This window comes from Lysinibacillus sp. NPDC093197 (assembly GCF_044754025.1).
Taxonomy (GTDB): domain Bacteria; phylum Bacillota; class Bacilli; order Bacillales_A; family Planococcaceae; genus Lysinibacillus.
Map to the genome: position 1 here is coordinate 719,948 of NZ_JBIVOH010000001.1, position 23,456 is coordinate 743,403.

At 38.8% G+C, this 23,456-nt stretch carries 19 protein-coding genes; 1 reads left to right on the top strand and 18 read right to left on the bottom strand.

Going from position 1 to position 23,456, the window contains the following annotated elements; all coding sequences use genetic code 11:
* Positions 1-45 precede the first annotated feature (45 nt).
* The 8 genes from meaB to ACIP9G_RS03740 form a co-directional block, all read right to left on the bottom strand.
* Complete coding sequence (gene meaB / locus ACIP9G_RS03705) at positions 46-1,143, bottom strand: methylmalonyl Co-A mutase-associated GTPase MeaB (RefSeq protein ID WP_401017459.1); 1,098 nt, start codon at positions 1,141-1,143, stop codon at positions 46-48.
* Positions 1,143-3,296, bottom strand: coding sequence for a methylmalonyl-CoA mutase (gene scpA, locus ACIP9G_RS03710; RefSeq protein WP_340823889.1), 2,154 nt, complete (start codon positions 3,294-3,296; stop codon positions 1,143-1,145). Before scpA ends, meaB begins: the two co-directional genes overlap by 1 nt.
* Positions 3,293-4,984, bottom strand: coding sequence for a methylmalonyl-CoA mutase family protein (locus ACIP9G_RS03715; protein WP_401017460.1), 1,692 nt, complete (start codon positions 4,982-4,984; stop codon positions 3,293-3,295). Before ACIP9G_RS03715 ends, scpA begins: the two co-directional genes overlap by 4 nt.
* 132 nt (positions 4,985-5,116) lie before the next feature.
* Positions 5,117-6,451, bottom strand: a complete 1,335-nt coding sequence (locus tag ACIP9G_RS03720; protein WP_401017461.1) for a dihydrolipoamide acetyltransferase family protein — start codon at positions 6,449-6,451, stop codon at positions 5,117-5,119.
* 196 nt (positions 6,452-6,647) lie between these two features.
* The gene (locus ACIP9G_RS03725; protein WP_401017462.1) at positions 6,648-7,631 is read right to left on the bottom strand and encodes an alpha-ketoacid dehydrogenase subunit beta; all 984 of its coding nucleotides are present in this window, start codon (positions 7,629-7,631) and stop codon (positions 6,648-6,650) included.
* Positions 7,631-8,647 (bottom strand): thiamine pyrophosphate-dependent dehydrogenase E1 component subunit alpha, encoded by a 1,017-nt coding sequence (locus tag ACIP9G_RS03730; RefSeq protein WP_340823883.1) that lies wholly within the window; start codon positions 8,645-8,647, stop codon positions 7,631-7,633. Before ACIP9G_RS03730 ends, ACIP9G_RS03725 begins: the two co-directional genes overlap by 1 nt.
* A gap of 270 nt (positions 8,648-8,917) precedes the next feature.
* The gene (gene lpdA, locus ACIP9G_RS03735; RefSeq protein ID WP_340823881.1) at positions 8,918-10,345 is read right to left on the bottom strand and encodes a dihydrolipoyl dehydrogenase; all 1,428 of its coding nucleotides are present in this window, start codon (positions 10,343-10,345) and stop codon (positions 8,918-8,920) included.
* A gap of 266 nt (positions 10,346-10,611) precedes the next feature.
* Entirely contained in the window at positions 10,612-11,706 is a 1,095-nt protein-coding gene (locus ACIP9G_RS03740; protein WP_340823879.1) for a Leu/Phe/Val dehydrogenase, read from the bottom strand.
* A gap of 310 nt (positions 11,707-12,016) precedes the next feature.
* On the opposite strand from ACIP9G_RS03740, the gene ACIP9G_RS03745 reads away from it, so the two are divergent.
* A complete protein-coding gene (locus ACIP9G_RS03745) occupies positions 12,017-12,253 on the top strand; it encodes a DUF2627 domain-containing protein (protein ID WP_340823878.1) in 237 nt (78 codons plus the stop codon).
* Positions 12,254-12,303: 50 nt separating this feature from the next.
* Here ACIP9G_RS03745 and ACIP9G_RS03750 read toward each other — a convergent pair whose 3' ends face one another.
* The 10 genes from ACIP9G_RS03750 to dxs all read right to left on the bottom strand — a co-directional run bounded on the left by ACIP9G_RS03750 (position 12,304) and on the right by dxs (position 23,370).
* Positions 12,304-13,032: a glycerophosphodiester phosphodiesterase gene (locus ACIP9G_RS03750; RefSeq protein WP_401017464.1), complete on the bottom strand. Its 729-nt coding sequence runs from the start codon at positions 13,030-13,032 to the stop codon at positions 12,304-12,306.
* Positions 13,025-14,596, bottom strand: coding sequence for a flagellar assembly protein A (locus ACIP9G_RS03755; RefSeq protein ID WP_401017466.1), 1,572 nt, complete (start codon positions 14,594-14,596; stop codon positions 13,025-13,027). Before ACIP9G_RS03755 ends, ACIP9G_RS03750 begins: the two co-directional genes overlap by 8 nt.
* 367 nt (positions 14,597-14,963) lie before the next feature.
* Positions 14,964-15,164 (bottom strand): hypothetical protein, encoded by a 201-nt coding sequence (locus tag ACIP9G_RS03760; protein WP_401017468.1) that lies wholly within the window; start codon positions 15,162-15,164, stop codon positions 14,964-14,966.
* Positions 15,165-15,339: 175 nt separating this feature from the next.
* A complete protein-coding gene (locus ACIP9G_RS03765) occupies positions 15,340-15,717 on the bottom strand; it encodes a PH domain-containing protein (RefSeq protein ID WP_401017470.1) in 378 nt (125 codons plus the stop codon).
* A gap of 328 nt (positions 15,718-16,045) precedes the next feature.
* Positions 16,046-16,837, bottom strand: coding sequence for a sporulation transcription factor Spo0A (gene spo0A, locus ACIP9G_RS03770; RefSeq protein WP_173479023.1), 792 nt, complete (start codon positions 16,835-16,837; stop codon positions 16,046-16,048).
* 358 nt (positions 16,838-17,195) lie between these two features.
* Positions 17,196-18,143, bottom strand: a complete 948-nt coding sequence (locus tag ACIP9G_RS03775; RefSeq protein ID WP_401017472.1) for a SpoIVB peptidase S55 domain-containing protein — start codon at positions 18,141-18,143, stop codon at positions 17,196-17,198.
* Between the two features lie 127 nt (positions 18,144-18,270).
* The gene (gene recN / locus ACIP9G_RS03780; RefSeq protein WP_401017474.1) at positions 18,271-19,962 is read right to left on the bottom strand and encodes a DNA repair protein RecN; all 1,692 of its coding nucleotides are present in this window, start codon (positions 19,960-19,962) and stop codon (positions 18,271-18,273) included.
* A gap of 137 nt (positions 19,963-20,099) precedes the next feature.
* Positions 20,100-20,549 (bottom strand): transcriptional regulator AhrC/ArgR, encoded by a 450-nt coding sequence (gene ahrC, locus ACIP9G_RS03785; RefSeq protein ID WP_173479026.1) that lies wholly within the window; start codon positions 20,547-20,549, stop codon positions 20,100-20,102.
* A 101-nt stretch (positions 20,550-20,650) separates the two neighbouring features.
* Positions 20,651-21,469, bottom strand: coding sequence for a TlyA family RNA methyltransferase (locus tag ACIP9G_RS03790; protein ID WP_340823869.1), 819 nt, complete (start codon positions 21,467-21,469; stop codon positions 20,651-20,653).
* Positions 21,469-23,370 (bottom strand): 1-deoxy-D-xylulose-5-phosphate synthase, encoded by a 1,902-nt coding sequence (gene dxs / locus ACIP9G_RS03795; protein ID WP_340823868.1) that lies wholly within the window; start codon positions 23,368-23,370, stop codon positions 21,469-21,471. Before dxs ends, ACIP9G_RS03790 begins: the two co-directional genes overlap by 1 nt.
* Between the last annotated feature and the right edge of the window lie 86 nt (positions 23,371-23,456).

The window sequence follows — 23,456 nt, forward strand, 5'->3', positions numbered from 1 at the left end:
TAAGTGATAGTTTTGTGCACCTACATGCTCATATAAAAGCGTACATTATTTCTGTGCTTGCTCATCGCTAAATAAACGATCTACACCTTGCGTTACCGTCAATTGCCCATTCAGAATTTGGCGCTCTAGTAACTGCACCTGTTCTTTACGGTTTGGATCCCCATAAAATGCATCGATTAGATGATCTGTAATCATTGATTGGAACCAATCTTTCGTTTGATTTTGACGGCGAATGGACCAGTAATCATTCGCTTCCACAGTTTGTCTAAAGTCACCGATCGTATTCCATACTTTGTCTAGTCCTTTTTTTTCCCACGAACTAACTGGCATAGCAGTAGACATCCATCCTGGCGTTGCAGGTTGAAGGAAATGCAAAATTTGCTTGTATTCGGATACTGTTTTTTTCGCTAGACGCACATTATCACCATCAGCCTTATGCACAACAATTGCATCCGCTAATTCCATAATGCCCTTTTTCATGCCTTGAAGTTCATCTCCTGCACCTGTTAACACTAGCAATAAGAAGAAATCAACCATACCTCGGACATACGTTTCACTTTGCCCAACACCAACAGTCTCTATTAAAATCACATCATACCCTGCTGCTTCACAAACAAGCATCGTTTCACGCGTTTTTTTATGGACACCCCCCAGGGTACCAGCAGACGGTGACGGGCGAACGAACGCATTAGGCTTTTTCACTAGTTCTTCCATGCGTGTTTTATCACCTAAAATGCTGCCCCCTGATAAAGAAGAACTCGGGTCTATTGCAAGCACTGCTACTTTTTTACCCATCTCACATAACATCGTTCCGAAAGCTTCAATGAAAGAGCTTTTCCCTGCCCCTGGTACTCCCGTAATACCAATACGGACGCTGTTGCCTGTATGCGGTAAAAGCTCCTGTAATAGCTCTTGAGCTTGTACCTTATGTGTCATATTTGAGCTTTCAATGAGCGTAATTGCTTTTGACAGTTGTACACGTGAGCCCGCACGGACATTTCGTGCAAGCTCCTGTATATCAAGTTTGTCGGCTTTTTTCTTTCGGAATTTCTTTGGTACGCCATATTGCATACCATCGTGAGATGCCTCCACGCCATCCATAACAAATAGAGCACTTTCCTGCATCTCTTTGTTTTTGTCCATTATTTAGACACTTCCTCGTAACCTAAACGTTTATAAATTTCCTCAATAATTTTAATTGCTGAAACAGGTATAACTGTACCAGGACCAAAGATGGCTACTGCCCCTGCTTCATAAAGGAAATCATAATCTTGTGCCGGAATAACGCCGCCAACGATAATGATAATATCTTCACGACCTAACTTTGTCAGCTCAGAAACTAACGCAGGTACTAATGTTTTATGACCTGCTGCTAGTGATGATACGCCGATACAATGTACGTCATTTTCAACTGCCATTTGCGCTGTTTCTTCTGGTGTCATGAATAGTGGTGAAATATCTACGTCAAAGCCTAAGTCAGCATAGCCTGTTGCAATAACTTTAGCGCCGCGATCATGCCCATCTTGTCCCATTTTTGCAACTAAAATACGTGGACGACGACCTTCATTTTCAAGGAACTCATCTGTCATATTTTTTACTTCTGTAATTTGCTCTTCATCAGAGAAGTTTGCAGAATAGACACCTGAGATTGAGCGAATGATTGCTTTATGACGACCAGAAACTACTTCGATTGCATCAGAGATTTCTCCAAGTGATGCACGAGCACGAGCAGCATCTACCGCTACTGCAAGTAAGTTTTCTTCACCATCTTGTGCCGCTTTCGTTAAGCGAGCAAGATGTTTTTGAACTTCTGCCTCGTCACGAGATGCTTTCATCGCATCTAAACGCTCAATTTGTTTTTGACGAACAAGTGTGTTGTCGATGTCAAGAATGTCGATAGGTTCTTCTTTTTCTAGACGATATTTGTTCACGCCTACAATTGTTTCAGTTTTAGAGTCGATTTTTGCTTGACGTTTAGCCGCAGCTTCTTCAACCTTCATTTTTGGAAGACCCGTTTCAATTGCTTTTGCCATACCACCAAGTTCTTCAATTTCTTCGATTAACGTCCATGCAGATTTTGTAATTTCATCTGTTAATTTCTCAACATAATACGAGCCACCCCATGGGTCAATCACTTTTGTCATAGCCGTTTCTTCTTGTAGGAATAGTTGCGTATTACGTGCAATACGTGCAGAGAAGTCAGTTGGTAATGCAATTGCTTCGTCCAGTGCGTTCGTATGAAGAGATTGCGTATGCCCCATAGATGAAGCATTCGCCTCGATTAATGTACGCGTTACATTATTGAATGGGTCTTGCTCTGTTAAAGACCATCCAGATGTTTGAGAGTGTGTACGTAATGCCAAAGTCTTTGGGTTCTTCGGATTGAACGTAGACATCATTTGTGCCCAAATACGACGAGCAGCACGCATTTTCGCAACTTCCATATAATAGTTCATACCGATAGCCCAGAAGAATGATAAACGTGGTGCAAAGGCATCGATATCAATACCAGCTTTTAAACCAGTACGAACATATTCAAGACCGTCCGCTAATGTATAAGCAAGCTCGATGTCATTTGTAGCACCCGCTTCTTGAATATGGTAGCCCGAGATAGAAATAGAGTTAAATTTCGGCATGAATTTAGCCGTAAATTCAAAGATGTCTGCAATAATTTTCATCGACATTGCTGGTGGATAAATATAAGTGTTACGTACCATGTATTCCTTTAAAATATCATTTTGGATAGTACCAGCAAGCTGTTCTGGTGTTACGCCTTGTTCTTCAGCTGCAACGATATAGAACGCAAGTACCGGTAGTACAGCGCCATTCATCGTCATTGACACAGACATTTGATCTAAAGGAATTTGATCAAATAAAATTTTCATATCTTCTACTGAGTCAATCGCTACCCCTGCTTTACCAACATCACCTGTTACGCGAGGGTGATCAGAATCATAGCCACGGTGTGTTGCTAAGTCAAAGGCTACTGAAAGACCTTTTTGACCCATTGCAAGGTTTCGTTTGTAAAACGCATTAGATTCTTCAGCAGTGGAGAATCCTGCATACTGACGAACTGTCCAAGGACGAGCTACATACATAGTAGGGTATGGTCCACGTGTATTTGGTGCAATACCAGCAACATCATCTAAGTGTTTTACATCTTTAATATCATCTTTTGTGTATATATCTTTAATTTCAATACCTTCATTTGTCAGGAATTTTTCATCTGAAGCAGCAGGAGCTTCAGATGTTAATACTTTTTCGATTTCAATCGCACTAAAATTTGGCTTGCTCATCGTTGGACCTCCTTCATGCTAGCGAACACCGAATTTAATTTTTCAATGATGTTCTGTCCTGCGAAAATAAAGCCGTTTAAGCCATTTGCTAACCAAGCTTCTTCTTCGTCTTTAAATTTACCTGCAACGTCGACAATAACGTGTGCTGGTTTTTCAGCTAAAATCGCTGGAATCATTTCTTTTGTAGCATCATCATTACCTGCGATTACAACATATTTTGCGTCTGTTGCTTTTAACCAAGCAAGCGCTTCCTCAGCTGATGCAGCTGGTTCGCTTTTTTCTGGTACAAGACCAACAGTGTTTAAGAAACCAGACACAAAATCAGCTCGAGGTTTTGAGCTTTTTAGTGAACCTAATGCTAGGATGCCCGTTTTTACATTGGCTGCAGTCATTTGTGAACGCAGTTGCTCGAACGGTATCGTAATGCGCTTAATATTTGCAAATAGTGGGTTTGTTTCGCTATCAAGTACATCTGCAGGATTTGCATAAATGTTAGTACCAATAACTGATTGTTTGCGTGTTTGTGCAGCTTTAATGCGCGCTTGGTAAGATGCTTCTAACTCTTCAGCTAATTTACCTGATGCAGTATAAGCGTCGATACCGCCAGCAGCCTCAATTTCTAAAAATAATGCCCAAGCTTCTTTTACGAAATCTGCTGTTAATGATTCAATAAAGTATGAACCACCAGCGGGATCTGTTATTTTTAACACATTTGTTTCTTCTTTTAATACTAAAGATACATTGCGAGCAATACGTACAGATTGTTCTGTCGGTTTCGTTAATGCATCATGTGGGTGAACTGTAAAGACGTCCGCTCCGCCAATTAATCCAGAAAGTGCTTCATTTGCAGCGCGAAGTAAATTTACGTAAACATCCAATTTCGAGAAGCTTCGAAGTGACGTTTCAGCAAGCGTTGGAATTTTCACGTTTTCTGTCACACCATAAGCTGATGAGAACGCTTTCCAAAGTACTTTAAAAGCACGCAGTTTAGCGATTTCTGTGAAGAATTGCGTATCAATGGCAAATGAAACATAAAATTTTTGTGCAAAAGCTTCAAAGCTTTCTTCTTGCTCTGCATATTTTGCTGCAATAGCAAGTGCGTATGCTAATTCTTGCACAGCATTGGCGCCTTCATTATGAAAAACGACTGTGTCTGCACTTAACGTGCGTACATTTGGCAATCCTACTAGCTTGATTGGATTGTTAGAAAAAATGAAGCCGTTTACATCTTTACGTTGTTCAGTCGGGATGTTGTCGAATACTGCCAATAATGGGTCATTTTCATTTTTTACCGTCATTTTAAACGAATATTCAGAGAAATAAGTTGCTAATTGTGCCACTATTTCTTCGGTCCATTCAAAGTTTACACGACTATCAACTGTTACTACCTCATTACCACGGGCTAAGCTATCATCAAGCTGTGCAAAGAATGCTTCACTTGTTTCTGCATACACTTGCTGTGCCACACGAAATACTTCGCTATTTTGTAGGGAACGGATTGTGGCAACTTGTTTATCTAGCTCATCTCCTAGTTTTGCTACTAAACTTTCTTGCGTGTAAAGAGGTTCTAACGTAACACCCTCATTTGTTTTCGTTAAAAGAGACTCGAATGGTTTTCCCTTTAAAGCTTTGATTGCTGCATCTTGCCATTCTGAATAGGACGGCTTTTCAAATTCAATATTTTTCATGTTGTTTGACATGCGGACGCTTAATCAGCTTCCCCCCTTAGTAGTTTCTATTTGTTATTCTACATGACAATTTGCTACTCGAAAAGCAAAAAAAAATCGGAAACCGTTATACAACAGGTTTCCGACAAGTCATCAGTAGACTGACGTCGAAGATTTATTTGTATTTTCGAGTATTTCTTTTACTCTATTTAGGAATTTACCACAAACTAATCCATCTAGTACGCGATGATCTAAAGATAAACATAAATTTACGATATCGCGTGCAGCAAACATTCCGCCAGGTAAAACGACTGGTTTTTTTACAATACTTTCCACTTGCAGAATGGCAGCTTGTGGATAATTAATAATGCCCATTGACTGCATAGAGCCGAAAGCACCCGTATTATTAACCGTAAATGTACCACCTTTAATATTGTCCATTGTTAGTTTGCCTGTACGCACTTTTTGAGCAAGCTCATGAATCTCTTTAGCAATCCCTTTAATTGATTTTTCATCAGCGTGTTTTATAACAGGGACAAAAAGTGCATCATCTGTTGCTACTGCAATGGAAATATTTATGTCATGCTTTTGGATAATTTTATCTCCTGCCCACATAGAATTCATCATTGGGAACTCTTTAAGTGCTTGTGCAACAGCCTTAACAAAGAACGCAAAGTAGGTAATATTAAACCCTTCTTTTTGTTTAAATTCCGTCTTAATGCTATCTCGGTAAGCAACTAATCCCGTTACATCAACTTCCATCATCATCCAAGCATGTGGCACTTCTTGAGCACTACGCACCATGTTATTCGCAATGGCACGACGCACATTTGTAACTGGTATTTCAATATCACCCGCTTGTGTCTCTTGCACAGATACTGCTGGTTTTGCAGCTGGTTCTGGTGTAGTGACTTGTTCGTTACTAGCAGCGGCAACTGGCTCTGAAGATGGTGCATCCGTTGTCGTCGGTACATTGCCAGCATCAATTAATTGTTGAAGGTCTTTTCGTGTAATACGGCCACCCTCTCCTGTACCAACAACTTGCTCGAGTGCAATATCATGCTCTTGTGCTAGTCTAAGTACGGCTGGTGAGTAGCGCGCTTTTTGCTGTCTTACTGGTTTTTCTGATGAAATTGCAACAGTAGTTTCCTTTGGCGTCTCTTGTTTTTTCTGAATACCAGCATTGAGAATCGCTGAACTTACTGTTGATTTTTTCGCAGGTGGAGCTTCAGGTAACTCACTGTCACCAGCTATTTCGATTGAACAAACAACCGCTCCAACAGGTAACGTCTGCCCTTCCTCAGCAAGTAGCTCTGTAATTACCCCTTCAAAAGAGGATGGGATTTCTGCATTTACTTTATCTGTCACAACTTCTGCTAATGGATCATATTTTTTTACTGTATCACCTGGTTGCACGAGCCATTTTTCGATTGTACCTTCTGTTACGCTTTCACCGAGCTGTGGCATCGTAATGTTTTGAATCGCCATTATCTATTCCTCCCATCAATTACGCCTCGGTAGTAACCTTAGCCAAGATTTTGCGTTGACAAAGCAAGCTAGTTTAAAATCTATGACAACCGCCAGAGGCTTTAGCTTTTTTTGAGTAAGCGCCCCTAACGCTTACTCAAAAAGAGATTACAATTAAGTATTTATCTCCAAGTTATAGGAGATTCATTTGTCTAAGTTAAAAAGCAGCTAAATCTCTCAAAGCACGTTCTACTTTTTCAGGATTTATCATGAAAAACTTTTCCATCGTCGGTGCATATGGCATCGCAGGTACATCTGGACCAGCTAATCGTTGGATAGGCGCATCAAGATCAAATAAGCAATTCTCTGCAATAATAGCTGCTACCTCACTAATAATGCTACCTTCTTTGTTATCTTCTGTAACAAGTAATACTTTACCTGTTTTACTTGCCGCTTCAATGATTGCTTCTTTATCTAACGGATACACTGTACGTAAATCCAAAATATGCGTTGAAATACCATCTGCTGCTAAACGCTCTGCTGCTTGTAAAGCGAAATGAACTGCTAAGCCATAAGTTATTACTGTAACGTCTTCACCTTCGCGTTTAACATCTGCTTTGCCTATTGGTAATGTATAATCGTCTAACGGGACTTCACCTTTAATTAGTCGATACGCACGCTTATGTTCAAAAAATAATACCGGATCTTCATCTCGAATCGCTGCTTTTAACAATCCTTTTGCATCATATGGTGTAGAAGGAATGACAATTTTTAACCCTGGCGTACCAGCAAAAAGTGCTTCAACCGATTGTGAATGATACAGTGCACCGTGAATTCCACCGCCGAAAGGAGCACGCACTACAATCGGACAAGTCCAGTCATTATTAGAACGATAACGGATTTTCGCAGCCTCGGATACGATTTGGTTTACAGCAGGCATAATAAAGTCTGCAAACTGCATTTCAGCAATTGGGCGCATCCCATACATTGCCGCACCAATACCGACCCCTGCGATAGCACTTTCAGCAAGTGGTGTATCTAACACACGATACTCACCAAACTGCTCATAAAGACCAGTAGTTGCTTTAAAAACGCCACCTTTGCGCCCAACATCTTCTCCTAAGATGAAAACGCGGTCGTCTCGTTCCATTTCTTCCTTCATCGCTAATGTAATCGCATCAATATAAGACATAACTGCCATTACACGTCACCTCCGTCCACTGGTGCATATACGTATTTCATGGCATCTTCTGGTTGTGCATACGGTGCTGCTTCTGCATAATCCGTCGCTTCATTCACCTCAGCCATGACACGCTCTTCTATTTCATTTCGAAGAGATTCAGTCATAATTCCAGCATCTTGTAAATATTTCTCAAATGATACAATCGGATCCTTCGCTTTGCCCTCTGCAATATCTTCAGCTGTTCGATATTGACGATCATCATCATCAGAAGAATGGGCAGTTAAACGGAATGTCACCGTTTCTATTAGACTAGGACCAGCACCGCTACGAGCACGTTCTGCTGCCTCTTTAACAACCTTATAAACCTGTAATGGACATTTACCATCAACTGTTACTCCTGGCATACCATAGCCAATACCACGATCGGAAACTTTTGCACAACCTAACTGACGTTCTACTGGTACTGAAATTGCATATTGATTATTTTCTACCATTATGATTACTGGTAACTTATGCACACCTGCAAAATTCGCCCCTTCATGGAAATCACCTTGGTTGGAAGAGCCTTCTCCTAATGTGACAAAGGTAATGAAATCCTCTTTTTGCAAACGTCCTGCAAGCGCCACACCTACTGCATGTGGAACTTGTGTTGTTACTGGCGAAGAACCAGTCAAAATACGATTTTTCTTTTGTCCGAAGTGCCCTGGCATTTGGCGACCGCCCGAATTCGGGTCTTCAGCCTTTGCAAAAGCTGATAACATTAACTCTTTTGGAGTCATTCCAAAATGCAATACAACACCCATATCTCGGTAATACGGTGCAATATAATCTATATCCTTATTTAATGCAAATGCTGCTCCAACTTGAGCTGCCTCTTGTCCTTGACAAGAAATAACAAATGGAATTTTACCTGAACGGTTTAATAGCCACATGCGCTCATCTAGTCTTCTTGCCATTAACATCGTTTCGAACATAGCAAGGACATCTTCAGTCGATAAACCTAAATCTTCATGTTTTATTTGAACGTCTTGCATATGAACACCCCTTTCGCATTAGAAAAAATGCTAAAGCGCCTGCAATACTTGCACAAGCAGCTCTAGTATTTAATTTATGACAGTATTTTCTCGCCTCGGCATCATTGTGTCCGATTTTTTCGAGCCTACTCGAAAAGCTGCTCTATAAAATCTGCGACACAATCCGTGACTGTTAACTTGGATTAACAAGGATTTGTGCCCCTATTGAATTCAAGTATGCTTGCCTGCATCGCCCACTACTAGAAGTGGATGACTGCTGCTCAATTTAAGTTAAAAATGAATAGCCCGCTTATCAACAGCTAGGGCAGATTCTACTAATACTTCATTGAGTGATGGGTGTGGATGGATTGCCTGACTAATTTCCCAAGGAGTTGCGTCTAATAATTTTGCTAATGACGCTTCTCCAATTAAATCTGTCACATGCGGTCCTACCATATGAATACCCAAAATATCATCTGTTTCTTCATCTGCTATTATTTTTACAAAGCCATCTGAATCTCCATTGACAAGCGCTTTACCTATAGCTTTAAATGGGAATTTGCCTACCTTTAATGCATAGCCTTGCTCACGGGCAGCACTTTCCGTTAAACCAATACTAGCTACTTCTGGGAAGGAATAAACACATTTCGGTACCTTCAAAACATCTAGCGGCGCTATTTTCCCAGTCGCAATATGTTCAATAGCAGACAAACCTTCATGAGACGCAACATGTGCTAATTGTAAACCACCGATAACATCTCCAATGGCATACATATGTGATTCCTTCGTTTGATAAGAATCGCCTACTTTAATAAAGCCGTTGTCTATTTCAATATCTGTGTTTTCTAAACCGATACCATGGATATTTGCTTCACGTCCTACACACAGCAACAATTTATCTGCCACGAAACTTTCTTCTTTATCCTGAAGCTTAGCAGAAATGAAAACGTTATCATTTTCTATTTTGAATGTATCTGAATCTAAGCGTGCATTCGTTACAATGCGTACACCACGACTTTCAAGCTGCTTTGTCACTTCTTTTACGACATCAGCATCTTCCGCTGGTAAAATTGATGGGCCATATTCAACTACTGTTACAGACACCCCAAAATCACAAAGCATCGATGCCCACTCAATACCTATTACACCGCCACCGACAATCAGTAATGACGTTGGCAATTCCTCCATTTGCAAAGCGTGATCAGAATTCATGACGTATTTGCCATCGACTGTTAACCCTGCCATTCCTCTAGGTTTCGAACCTGTTGCAATGACAACATTGGTCGGAATAAGCATTTCATTTTCTTGCCCATTATGCATCTCTACAGAAATCGTACCTGGCATTGGTGAGAAAATAGATGGACCTAATATTCTTCCCATTCCTTCATATACATCAATCTTGCCTTTTTTCATCAGTGTATTCACACCTTGGCTTAATTGCTCTACAATTGCTTGCTTACGTGCTTGCACTTTATTGAATTGCAATGTAACTCCTGAAATGTCTACTCCAAATTCACTCGCAGTTTTATTGGCCATACGATACACTTCTGCACTGCGAAGTAGCGCCTTACTAGGAATACAGCCTTTATGTAGACAAGTACCACCAAGTCGTTCACGTTCCACAATAGCTGTTTTCAAGCCTAATTGTGCTGCACGAATTGCTGCTACGTAGCCTCCTGTCCCTCCTCCTAAAATAACAACATCATAATTTTGAGCCATATTTTATTCCTCCTTATGAGAAAAGTGCTAAAGCCCTTCTATCCAACATGTGTGACAGTGAAATCCGTCGAGGAAATAGCTGTATCCCCACAAGCAAATATCTCTATACATAGAAATATTGAAATGAAAGGTGCACCTTATTACGTTCACTTGAAGTTACTGCGCTATCTTTTCTTGTGACTATTTATATATTATAAAATCCTTTATTTACCATTATTTAAAGAGAAGAAGTCGACTATGCGACTTCTTTTAACGAATAGCCGTTGTTAACGACCGTTCAAAATATTTTTTTCATTTTTTAAAAACTGGCTACGCGATTTCGATACACGAGCAATGCGTTCTTCTGCTAAACGATTAGCTGCTACATAAGTAGGAATGCCATCTCGTTTTGAAATTTCAAAGATTTTTTCAATGCTATCGTAAATCCCATCTACACGTTTCATCGCACGTTCACGATTATAGCCGTATAATTCATCAGCAACATTTATAACGCCACCCGCATTAATAACATAGTCAGGTGCATAAACAATACCTAGCTCATGTAAATAATCCCCATGTCGTGAATCCTGTAATTGGTTATTAGCAGAACCAGCGATAACTTTTGCTTTTAATTGCGGAATTGTCTCGTCATTTAAAATAGCTCCTAATGCACAAGGTGAGAAAATATCAACTTCTTGTGAATAGATTTCTTCTGGCGCAACAGCTCTAGCACCAAAATCATTGACAACACGATCAATCGCAGCTTGATTAATATCAGTTACTACAAGTTTTGCACCTTCATTATGTAAGTACTCGCAAAGCTTGTATGCAACATTCCCTAGCCCTTGAACCGAAATTGTGCGACCTTCTAGCGACTCCGTACCAAATGCTTCTTTTGCAGCAGCTTTCATACCACGATAAACACCGTAAGCAGTTACTGGTGACGGATTACCTGATGAACCGAACGCTGGTGAGATTCCTGTAACGTAATTCGTTTCTTCATGGATTAAATCCATATCTGTTACTGTTGTCCCAACATCTTCAGCTGTAATATAGCGACCGTTAAGCCCTTGGATGAAACGCCCTAAAGCCCTGAACATTTCTTCATTTTTATCTTTAAATGGGTCCCCAATAATGACCGTTTTTCCACCGCCAAGGTTTAAACCAGCAGCCGCGTTTTTATATGTCATCCCACGTGCTAGTCTCAATGCATCCTCTATCGCATTCTCTTCTGTCGCGTAGGTCCACATACGAGCACCACCTAATGCTGGTCCAAGTGTTGTGTCATGGATAGCGATAATCGCTTTTAACCCAGATGCTTCGTCTTGGCAAAATACCAATTGTTCATAATCATACTTTTCCATATACTTGAAGATTTCCATGAAAACTCGCCCCTTTGCTTTGGAAAGTGCAACCCCTAATGCCCATCCCAATCAAATTTAAAAACTAATGATAAATATATTTTGCAATGGATAATATCGCTCCATTTAATTTTACAATACTGACAAATTCACAATTTCGCAACTATTATTACACTTTTCCTACTAAGTAAGAATTTTCTAAAAATTCAGTTACAGTTAATAGTTTTATAACTTTTTCCGCTTCTCTTCCTAGACTTCTAAGATTCATAGGGTTTCTTGACATTCCCATATCCACAGGTACAATTATATTTAGGTATGAGGAGGGACATGCATGGCTCGATTTGCTGCGTTTATTGTAATGCTTATTCCAGGTCTAATGGCTGCAGGTGGCATTAAATTTATGCGTGATACATTATTCGGTAAGCTCATCTCACCTTTCCCATTTTTATGGCTGCAATTTGTTGTTGGCATCATTTTCTTTGTTGTCGGCTTTGGCTTTTTCGCAGGCTTTTTACTACACCGCGATCGAAAAAACGGAAAAGTGGCTCCGCGCTTCCAAAAAAAATAAAAATAGCTATCCAAATAAGTCACACAATGTGACTTACTGGATAGCTATTTTTATTGACGTTGCTGAACGGTGATCACTTTATCAGGAAAATCTGTAATCCACCCAATTACTGATGAATGTGGATTCGTCAGGAAGTTTTCACTACCGTCAATCGCATAAAAGCGACATGTTTTAGAACTGGTTACACAAGCCTCTAAATATTGTGGCTTATAATATCTTTTATGCATATGGACACAATCAATTGCCTTATAATCACATAGCAAATCCCATTTCAATTTTTTAGTAGCGATAAGTGCAGTTTCAAAATGTGGCGCATGGTGTTTCAAAACCTCTAAAAGCTCATAATGGAATGAAGAAAAATGACTACCTTTAGGTAAAATAAGTCCTTGAAGCAATTGAACGAGCGCATCCTTATTGTCAAGAATGGTCGATTTTAATTCGATATTAAGAGGTAGTTGGTGTTTATTTGCCCATACTAAAACTGCATTAAATGTTGGAATTCGATACGCAGAAAAAAACCTTCTCAAAGGCTTTCCTAATTTAAAGCTTTGTAGTTCCGCTATCGTGCATTCATTTACCAGTTTATTAGAACCTACTAATCTTGATAACTGCGGATCGTGGTAGACAACTGGTATTCCTTCTTTGGATAGCTGAATATCTAATTCAATCCCATCTGCGCCTAGCTCTAACGCTTTCTCAAAAGCTTTGAAACTGTTTTCGAGAGCATAGGCTGACGCCCCTCGATGCGCAAACACAGGGATAAACGATTCCTTATACATTTAACTCACCGAACTCAAGCAGAAATTTACCATTCGTCATGTTATTTAATAACGAGGATTTCTTACCAATTTGAATATACGTACCTGGATAGGCTTCTTTTGTTACGATGATTTCTTCCTTTCCAGCATGACGCATTTCGTCCATCATTAACTTAATTTCACGATCCATTGTAACCGCTTCAGCCTTCAATTTTGACAATCGTTGTTTTGTTTCTTCAAATGAGGCAATTTGCTGTGTTGACATTTGCTTAAGAAGTGGTAATAAACTCGTAATCTTCGCTTCGAGTTCTGAAATTTCAGATTGCTGTTGCTTTAGCTGTGTGGCTTTGCTTTGCATCAATGCATAACTTTCCTGTTTGTTGACACTTTCAATGATGAGATCTGTTCTACGCTCTAGTCGGTTTCCAGAGATTGCTGTGACGATTGTATTTTTAGCAACAGCACGTCCGCCGATAATTTTACCTTTTCGCTCATCTACAAATATAGAATGCGCAGTAAGTTGGGATCCAAGTGAGTAAAAGCCGATATGAATACTATCGTCGGCTACTAAAATAGCTTCATTTACGTGCTTAACGAAAATATTTCCACCCGCTTCTACAAGTGTTGAGCCCAAACCAAAAATACCGCCTCGAATGTATACATCACCTTCGATCGATTTAATCAGTTTCGCGCCGCTTACACCTTCTGCTCCTTCGATTGATATATCTCCAGTCGCAATAACTGTATAGCCAGTTGTAACGGTTCCTTTAATACTTAAAGAGCCATTGAACTCTAAATTGCCTGTCTCAACGCCCACATCTCCATGTATTGGTAAATGTCGGTTAACACCAATCATACCTTTGACGTCATCTAACACGCCAGCAATCTTTGAACGAATGACAATTTTATCGTCTTCTTCTACTTCATAGGCTGACTTTTTATCGTATCGAATTGGAAAATCACGGCCTGGTGCTGCCGCAATAATTTCACCGAGTACATTTTGACCAGGCTTGCCCAACGTTGCAGGAATTTTCTCCCCAAGCCAAGAACCTTCAGAAATTTCTGAAATAAAATTCATGTCATAGTAATCAGCTTTCCCATCTTCACGAATAACAGGTTTTCTCTCTGGTTTTGGTAAGTATGTAATTTGAGCATCCATGCCTGCGACAGGCGATGTTCCCTGTGCAATTAAAAATGCTTTTCCTGGCTCAATTTTTAAAATATCAAACTCTAAAATGCCATAGGTAATCCCTTGGCCCGCAAGTGTGTCTGTAATTTGTGCTGTTAATTTCTCTTTATTCTTTTGAATATAATCATGTGTTTCATATACAAATATAGAGGCAGACATTTTATCTCGTGCAATTTCAGCTTCAACATTTGGAAGCCAGCGTCCAATTTCAACAGGACTTGTGCTTTCTGTCGCTAGTACAGTTTTTAAAATAGAAAAATTAGATAACTTTAGTCGTGGATGACTACGTAAGATACCATCAAATTCTTTTAATGGAAATCCCGCACTGTATGTAAGCATAAATACCTTTCCGTTTTCTTCAGATATTTCGAAGTTATCATTTCGAACTAGAATCACGCTACCTCCTCCTTCCCTCTATATGTAAGTATATACAATCTATTTACATTTGTTTAGAGACAATTGTCACTACTCATAAAGAAAATACCCCTACTTTATCAGTAAGCCTTACATATAGCTCATACATTTTTCCTCTAAAAAATAGACGATATATCCTATAAAAAAACATCTTTTCCTTCATTTCAAAAGTGTAAATGCTATTAATGCATAAAATTACAGTAGTATTTTAGGTAATCCGCAAAAAAGTAAATGGCTATATCCACTTAGCTACAATTTTATGTTTTAGGTCTTGCCTACTAAAAAACGCCCCTTCAGAAAGTGGCGTTTGATTTGCATAGCTATTAATGAAATGTTCATGCTTATAGATTTATTTTTTATCCGAAAAAAAGTCACTAACTAATCGTTTTTGCATGGCTTCAATTCGGTTATCAGAGCCCAGTTGTTCGCGCGTCATATAAAAAATACTAATACGGCCATTCATTTCAAGTCGTACCTCAAATAACTGATCATCTATTTGTGTTAATTCTAATGAATTATGATGGTCTAGTTGAAAGTTTACACTTTTCATTTATATCACCCCGTTCGATTATAAACCATCAATGATATCTCGGTATAATTACGACCATATTTTATTCGCCCCTTCTCGAAAAGCTCCACTAAAAATCTGGGACATTCGCTGGAACAAGTTCATACAAATAAAGACGATTAACAGCTTAAATACTGTTAACCGTCAAAATTGAATACTATCCTAACACGTATTCCGCTAATACACTTTGAACTTTGTAGATGTTAGTGGATTTATTGAAATTTTTCTGAATGGGTAGCTGACTACCTGAAACCCAAATTTTTAGCTCTGCATCATAATCAAATGTCCCTGCTGTTTCAACTGAAAAATGAAGAATATTCTTATATGGAATCGAATGATATTCCGTTTTCTTACCAGTTACGCCTTGCTTATCAATTAAAATCAGTCGTTTATTTGTAAAGATAAATGTATCTCTAATAATTTTATAAGCATTTTGAATTGTCTCAGTCGGTATTAAAATCTCTTTCATTTCTTCCTGTAAATTATCCAAATTAATCTCACTTGCATTTCCCATCAATCCATCAAATAGCCCCATTTATGTTCCCTCCACTTATTCAACCTTTATATAGTATATATTACATTTTACTACAATATTACAGACTAAAGTATTAATAGAATCAATCAAACATAGCAAAATATTGAATAGTTATAAATTTACATAAACTTCGCACATAACGCTGTTTTCTTTACACTTTATCCATTTACGAGCGTTTTATCTATAAATATACATTTAGACATAAAAAATACGCCCCCTCAAACAGTCGACGCAAACTGTCTAAAAAAGGCGTTACGATTCGCTATATAAGCGTTCTCTATAATAGATGGAAGGTCATTCCCCATTAAGCCAAATGCCCTTAAAACCGTTAGCTCGCCATCATATCAATACGAATCTTGTCCGCAATCATCGCGATAAATTCACTATTTGTTGGTTTCGACTTTAAGTGGTGCACTGTATAGCCAAACATCGACGAAATGGACTCGTAATTGCCACGATTCCATGCGACTTCAATGGCATGACGAATGGCACGTTCTACACGTGATGGTGTTGTGTTGAATTTTTTTGCAATTTCAGGATATAGAATTTTCGTCACAGAACCTAATAACTCGATATCTTCAAACACCATTTGTATAGCTTCACGTAAATAAGAGTAACCTTTAATATGTGCAGGAACTCCGATTTCTTTAATAATAGCTGTAATGGTGCTATCAAGTTGATGCTGATTTAATTTTTGAGGAGTTGTCGGCTGTAATACACTTGACTTTTTTGGTATAGCAGCCTTTTGGCCAGCACAATGTAATATTTTTTGAACGAGCTGATCAAATTCAAACGGCTTTAGCATAAAATATGAAGCCCCTAAATCCACCGCTTGTTTCATCACATCCTCTTGACCAAATGCAGTTAGCATGATGACTTGTATTGAAGACATTCGATCATTTTGATACATCGCCTCTAAAACAGCTAACCCATCTAGATGAGGCATAATAATATCCAGTAATAAAATATCAGGAGAAAACTCTTCAAGCATTTGAAGACATACTTTCCCGTTTGAGGCAGTTGCAATTATTTCAATTTCGGGATGACCCTGAAAATACTGCTCCATTGTTTTTAATAACTCACGATTATCATCTGCTATCGCCACTTTTACCTTTGTCATTTCAATTCCTCCTTCTGGACTTTGCTTTGACTGTTCAAAGCACAAAACCTTTTACCCCTAATGTCTATTTTGACACACTGTGGAATTTTCGACATTTTTGCTTTAAAAACCTTTTCTATTTCCAAAAATGAGTATGTAGTCCGATACTTTCTTTTTTTATCGACAAGTTACGATACTTAACAGCAAATTGTCGAATGCTCTTACAACTTATTTTAGTGAAAAAACTGAGATAAAACTACACTTTTTTTTAAGTATCGCTAAAGTGTTCCGTCATAAGCATGAAATACTTAGGGAAAGAGCTAGTTTAACCTATTTTTTTCAAGAACGAAAGGAGCTACCAGAGGCAGCCCCATCTCATTCATGATGATTTTTTTAACATTTCAGCCACTGTAATAGCTGCCCCTTTTTTTGGCTCTTCTACAAACATATGTGTGACAGCACCAACGAAACGCCCGTCCTGTATGATTGGACTACCACTCATGCCTTGTAAAATGCCACCTGTTTTTTCAATGAGCTTTTCGTCAGAGACAATAAATTCAAGCCGTTCATTTTCTACTTTTGTAATTTCGATGGTAAATGTTTCGACTTTACTGCCTTCAATAGCTGTGTAAATTTCAGCATGTCCCAATTTTATATCTTTCGCATGCATAATTTCGATGGCTTTTGGCAATCTTTGTTGGTAACTATCTTCCCAACGGCCAAAAATTCCATATACCGTATTTTTATCGATACTACCTAATCGTTCCTGATGTTTTTCAATTGAGGATATTTTATAGCCGGGTTGACCAGGTAGGCTTTTACGGATTTGCTGGATGGATGCTAAGAAAATGGAGCCTGCTCTGAAGACAGGTGCTTCTTGAAGAGTTGAATCAACAATTTGATGGCCTAACGCTCCGTAATTTTGTGTCTCTGGATCAATGTATGTCAATGTCCCTACTCCATCTGTTTCATCCTTTAAAAAAGAGATGACATGTTCTGCTTCTTGTTCTTGTAAGTCAACTGTTACTTCTTTTCCTTCACTTTTTATCGTCCATTTTTGTTGCCCTTGTCGAGCAATTGCTTGCTTGGCCTCAGCGAGTGTTTTTACTGTTGTATCATTTATTTTTTCAATAACAGCGCCTCCTTTCATCCATTGATTGGAAGCTAACAACACATCATGAGCAACAAAGACATGTGATAACTGAAGCTGAATTCCAATTGCTTCGCCCATCGGTATTAATTTTTTGGCCGCAAAAGCCTGTATGGGCATAAATAACAAAACGATGAGCATAGGCAAAATGACAAATTGACGCCAACGACGATTCATACGACACCTCCTTTTGAATTTTGTCTTTATACTATGTGTTGTTGTACCGTTCTTATAAGCGGTAAATATTTGCGCAAAATGAAAAAAACCCAGAAACAGTTGACCTGCCTCTGGATTCTTCATAAAATTAACGCATTTGTTTTTTTCGTTCGTTAGCCATTTTTAACAATTCTGTCGCATGCTGTAAAGTTAATTCGGTAATTTCTGCACCTGACATCATTCTGCTCACTTCCTCAATACGTGCATGGGTATCAATTTCAGCCAATGATGTAAATGTGCGATCATGTTCAACCTCTTTTTTAATAAAGTAATGATGGTCGGCCATTGCTGCCACTTGTGGAAGATGCGAAATACACAATACTTGGGAATTAACTGAAATTGCTGCAATTTTTTCTGCAATCGCTTGCGCGACACGACCACTTACTCCTGTATCCACTTCATCAAAAATAATGGACGTAACGCCATTTGAAGAAGAGAAAATCGTTTTTAGTGCTAACATCATACGTGATAGTTCTCCACCAGAAGCAATTTTCGGTAACGATTTTGGTGGTTCGCCGACATTCGTTGAAATATAAAAAACAACTTGATCTTTACCATTTACATCAAAATAAGGTAAAACATCAAAATTTACGATAAATTTCGCTTTTTCCATATGTAATTCACGGAGCTCTGCCATAATGGCTTCACTTAAGTCATTTGCCGCTTCTTTTCGAACATGTGAAAGTTCTTCAGTAAGCTCGCCTAATATGACTTCCATCTCAAGTACTTTTCGTTCTTTTACTTGTAAAATTTCATCGCGATTTAAAAGCTCGCTTAGCTCTGTTTTAATTTTTTCGTAATAGGCAATCATTTCCTCAACAGTTGAGCCATATTTACGCTTTAAGTTTTGGAACAGCGCCAGACGTTGCTCTACTTCATTTAAACGTGCTGGATCAAATTCTAGCTCATCTAAAACATTTTTCACTTGATATGCTGCATCCTGCAATGCGTAAAAGGCTGTTGTTACCGACTCAGAAGCCTCTTTAAACTGCTCGTCAATCATCGCAGCATCATCTAGCGCTCCCATGGCTGTACCTATCCAGTCAAGACCCTTTGTTTCACCTTGAATCGCTTCATAAGCAGCACTTGAACGTTCAAAAATTTTATTAAAATTCATAAGACGGCGACGTTCATCAAGAAGCTCATCTTCTTCACCTAGCTTTAAATTTGCATCTTCAAGTTCTTTCATTTGGAACTGATACAAATCAATACGCTGGGCCATTAACTGCTCATCTATAGAAATTGTAGCTAATTCTTTTTTCAATGCACGATATTCGTTATATTGTTTACTGTATTTTTCAAGAATTGGTGATAGTTGCTCTTCTGCGAATTGATCGAGTAAATGAATGTGTTGCTTTTCATCCATAAGCTCTTGGTTTTCATGTTGTCCATGAATATCAATAAGACTTGCTCCAATGTCACGTAAAACCGATAAAGGCACTAATTTGCCATTAACCCGACACACACTTTTGCCAGAATCATTTAAGTCTCGACGCAAAATAATGGAATCTTCTTCGATTTCAATGCCTGCTTCCTCTAGCTTCTTATATACAGGATGTGCAGTACTTGAAATGTGAAATAGCCCACCTAACTCAGCTTTTTTAGCACCATGACGTATAAATTCCGAATTGCCTCTACCACCAGCAAGTAAATGTACCGCATCAATAATTATGGATTTACCAGCACCGGTTTCTCCTGTCAACACAGTTAGACCATCTGAAAAACTAACCGTTAAATCCTCAATGATGGCAAAATTTCGAATACTAAGCTCTCTTAACACAAATTGTCACCTCTGAATTAAATTCAACTGCTATTAAAATTCGTACTAACAGATGCAAAAATACCCACCTCAACAACAATAACGGGAAAAATCAAGCATCTGGTAGCAATCAAATTCGTTCGATTAAAGTTACAGTATTAAAGCATGTCTAATAAGCGATTTTTCGTATTTTCTCGTTCACCTTCATCGCGACAAATAATTAAAATTGTATCATCTCCAGAAATTGTACCTAAAATTTCTGGCCAATCTAAATGATCAAGTAATGAAGCAATTGCATTTGCATTACCCGGAAGTGCTTTCATGACTAAAAAATGCGATGCACCGTCAATGCTCACAAAAGCATCAGCTAGCGCACGATGTAATTTTTGAACTGGATTGAAACGTTGGTCTGCGGGTAAGCTATATTTATAGCGTCCATCCTGCAAAGGCACTTTAACTAAGTGCAGTTCTTTAATATCTCGCGATACGGTTGCTTGTGTCACATTATAGCCCGCATCCTTTAAAAAATCGACTAAATCATCTTGCGTTTCGATTTCGTGATTCGCAATAATATCTCGAATACGTATATGTCTTTGTCCTTTATTCATATCGTTCACCTCTTATAAATAGTTAAATATTTGTATAATTACACTACCATCTCCAGCATAAAAGCACAAGAAAAAACACGGCTCTACTTACTGAGCACGTGTTATTTTAGTGCACTATGCGCTTCTTCGACGAGTGCATTAAAAGCTGTATATGGCGGGATAACTTCATCAGCAATTGGATTCACTAGATGGAATAAAAATTCAATATTTCCTTCCCCACCTGTAATCGGAGAATAAGAAGCATCTTTTACCACAAAGCCAACTTTCGTTGCCATAGCAGCTGTTTTTTCTAAAACATCGAGATGTACCTTTTTATCACGGACAATGCCTTTTTTACCTACATTTTCTTTACCTGCTTCAAACTGAGGTTTAACAAGGGCCATGACATCGCCACCTGGCATTAATACCGTTTTTAGTACTGGTAAAATCAATGATAAAGAGATAAAGCTGACATCAATCGTTGCAAACTCTGGTAATCCTTCTGTTAAATCAGCAGCAGTTGTGTAACGAAAATTTGTTTTTTCCATAACCGTTACACGATCATCAGAACGAATTTTCCATGCTAACTGATTCGAACCTACGTCTAGGGCATAGCAATGTTTAGCACCATTTTGTAAGGCGCAGTCTGTAAACCCACCTGTAGAAGAGCCGATGTCAAGCATCAGCTTCCCCTCTACAGACATATCAAAAATTTGTAAAGCTTTTTCTAACTTCAAGCCACCACGGCTCACATATTTTAAATCAGAACCTTTTACTTGTAGCGGAGCATCAATTGCGATCTTTTCTCCTGCTTTGTCGATACGTATCTCGTTGGAAAAGACAAGACCTGCCATAATGGATCTTTTTGCCTTCTCACGTGTTTCACATAGTCCACGCTCAACAAGTAAAATGTCTACACGTTCTTTCGGTTGTTTTGTCATTATTTATTTAAACCTACTTGCTGTTTTTGTTGTAGTAACACTTGCATACGTGCCACTGTATCTTCTGCTGTCATATGAATTTCCTCAAGCAGTTGGTCTACATTTCCGTGCTCGATAAATTGATCAGGTATGCCCATTCGATCGATTATTGCATTTAAATAACTATGGTCATGTGCAAATTCTAATACACCACTACCAAAGCCACCTTGTAATACTGCCTCTTCAATCGTTAGCACTGGCTTATTGCTAGTAAATATGCGATGCAGCATATCCTCATCCATTGGCTTAATAAAACGTGCATTCACTACTTCGATTTCTATGCCTTGTTGAGCTAGCATATGTGCTGCTTCCATTGCCATAGGAATGGTTGTACCGAATGTTAAAATGGTAGCTTCTTTCCCCTCACGTAATACTTCCCAGCTTCCAATTGGTAAAGCCATAAGCTCATCATCCAACGGGACACCTATCCCATTTCCACGTGGATAGCGAAGAGCAATCGGACCTCCATTATAATCAATAGCTGTTTTCACCATATGCTGACCTTCATTTTCATCCTTTGGCATCATAATCGTCATGTTTGGAATATGACGAAGGAATGCAATATCAAAGACGCCTTGATGTGTTTCACCATCTGCACCAACTAAGCCGGCACGGTCAATCCCGATAAAGACATTCAAATTTGGACGCGCAATATCATGAAGTACTTGGTCATAAGCACGTTGTAAAAATGTTGAGTAAATAGCTAAAAACGGCTTCATTTTTTGGGTAGCAAGACCTGCAGACATTGTTGCAGCATGTTGTTCCGCTATGCCCACATCAAAAAAGCGTTTTGGAAAATCTTTTTGAATGCCTTGTAATTTTGAACCAACAGGCATTGCAGGTGTGATTGTCACAACTCGTTCATCTTCATGCGCAATTTTACGCACAGTTTCAGCGATTAAACTACTCCAAGCAGGACCTTTTGTTTCTGATTTTACAAATGCACCAGTCTCCATTTTATATGGACCTGTTCCGTGCCAGTTGCCGATTGTATCGTCTTCAGCTGGTTTGTAGCCTTTACCTTTTTTTGTAATGACATGAACAAGAACTGGACCTTTTACTTTTTTAGCATATGATAATGTTGTTTCAAGCGCTTCAAAGTCGTGCCCATCAATAGGACCTAAATATTTAAAACCTAATTCCTCAAAAAAGACACCCGAAACTACTAAGTATTTCAAACTGTCTTTCAATCGTTCAGCTGTAGAAGCAAGCTTGCCACCTAGAACAGGAATTTTATTGATTAACGATTCTAGCTCTTCTTTTGCTTTTGAATATTCTTTAGCAGTACGTAAACGTCCTAATACGTTGTGTAATGCTCCAACGTTCGGAGCTATGGACATTTCATTATCATTTAAAATGACAATCATATTTGTTTTTGCATGCCCAATATGATTTAAAGCTTCAAGCGCCATACCGCCTGTTAAAGCACCGTCCCCAATAATCGGTACGACGAAGTTTTTTTCGTTTTTTATATCACGTGCTGCTGCCATACCCATGGCTGCTGACAAAGATGTCGAGCTATGACCTGTTTCCCATTCATCATGTTCACTCTCCACAAGCTTTGGAAAACCACAAAGCCCTTTGAACTGACGTAATGTGTCAAATTGACTCGCACGACCTGTCAAAATTTTATGCACGTAAGCTTGGTGGCCAACATCCCATAAAAACTTATCTTTTGGACTGTCAAACATTTTATGAAGCATAATTGTAAGCTCCACAACACCTAGGTTCGGTCCGATATGACCACCTGTGACAGAACATTTTTCGATTAAGAAAGTTCGAATCTCTTTTGCAAGCTGTTCAAGCCCTCTCTTATCTAAGTTTTTTAAAAAGGATGGACTAGAAATGTTGTTTAAATCCACCTTTCTCACACACCTTTTCAATAAATTATTCACCGCAATCGTGTTTCCACCATTATAACAGTGTTATCCATATGCTAAAAGTACGA

Bases quoted from the DNA above. Each gene is read 5' to 3' on its own strand.
- meaB (WP_401017459.1), bottom strand. From the start codon at position 1,143: ATGGACAAAAACAAAGAGATGCAGGAAAGTGCTCTATTTGTTATGGAT.
- scpA (WP_340823889.1), bottom strand. From the start codon at position 3,296: ATGAGCAAGCCAAATTTTAGTGCGATTGAAATCGAAAAAGTATTAACA.
- ACIP9G_RS03715 (WP_401017460.1), bottom strand. From the start codon at position 4,984: ATGAAAAATATTGAATTTGAAAAGCCGTCCTATTCAGAATGGCAAGAT.
- ACIP9G_RS03720 (WP_401017461.1), bottom strand. From the start codon at position 6,451: ATGGCGATTCAAAACATTACGATGCCACAGCTCGGTGAAAGCGTAACA.
- ACIP9G_RS03725 (WP_401017462.1), bottom strand. From the start codon at position 7,631: ATGGCAGTTATGTCTTATATTGATGCGATTACATTAGCGATGAAGGAA.
- ACIP9G_RS03730 (WP_340823883.1), bottom strand. From the start codon at position 8,647: ATGCAAGACGTTCAAATAAAACATGAAGATTTAGGTTTATCGACTGAA.
- lpdA (WP_340823881.1), bottom strand. From the start codon at position 10,345: ATGGCTCAAAATTATGATGTTGTTATTTTAGGAGGAGGGACAGGAGGC.
- ACIP9G_RS03740 (WP_340823879.1), bottom strand. From the start codon at position 11,706: ATGGAAATCTTCAAGTATATGGAAAAGTATGATTATGAACAATTGGTA.
- ACIP9G_RS03745 (WP_340823878.1), top strand. From the start codon at position 12,017: ATGGCTCGATTTGCTGCGTTTATTGTAATGCTTATTCCAGGTCTAATG.
- ACIP9G_RS03750 (WP_401017464.1), bottom strand. From the start codon at position 13,032: ATGTATAAGGAATCGTTTATCCCTGTGTTTGCGCATCGAGGGGCGTCA.
- ACIP9G_RS03760 (WP_401017468.1), bottom strand. From the start codon at position 15,164: ATGAAAAGTGTAAACTTTCAACTAGACCATCATAATTCATTAGAATTA.
- ACIP9G_RS03765 (WP_401017470.1), bottom strand. From the start codon at position 15,717: ATGGGGCTATTTGATGGATTGATGGGAAATGCAAGTGAGATTAATTTG.
- spo0A (WP_173479023.1), bottom strand. From the start codon at position 16,837: ATGACAAAGGTAAAAGTGGCGATAGCAGATGATAATCGTGAGTTATTA.
- ACIP9G_RS03775 (WP_401017472.1), bottom strand. From the start codon at position 18,143: ATGAATCGTCGTTGGCGTCAATTTGTCATTTTGCCTATGCTCATCGTT.
- ahrC (WP_173479026.1), bottom strand. From the start codon at position 20,549: ATGAATAAAGGACAAAGACATATACGTATTCGAGATATTATTGCGAAT.
- ACIP9G_RS03790 (WP_340823869.1), bottom strand. From the start codon at position 21,469: ATGACAAAACAACCGAAAGAACGTGTAGACATTTTACTTGTTGAGCGT.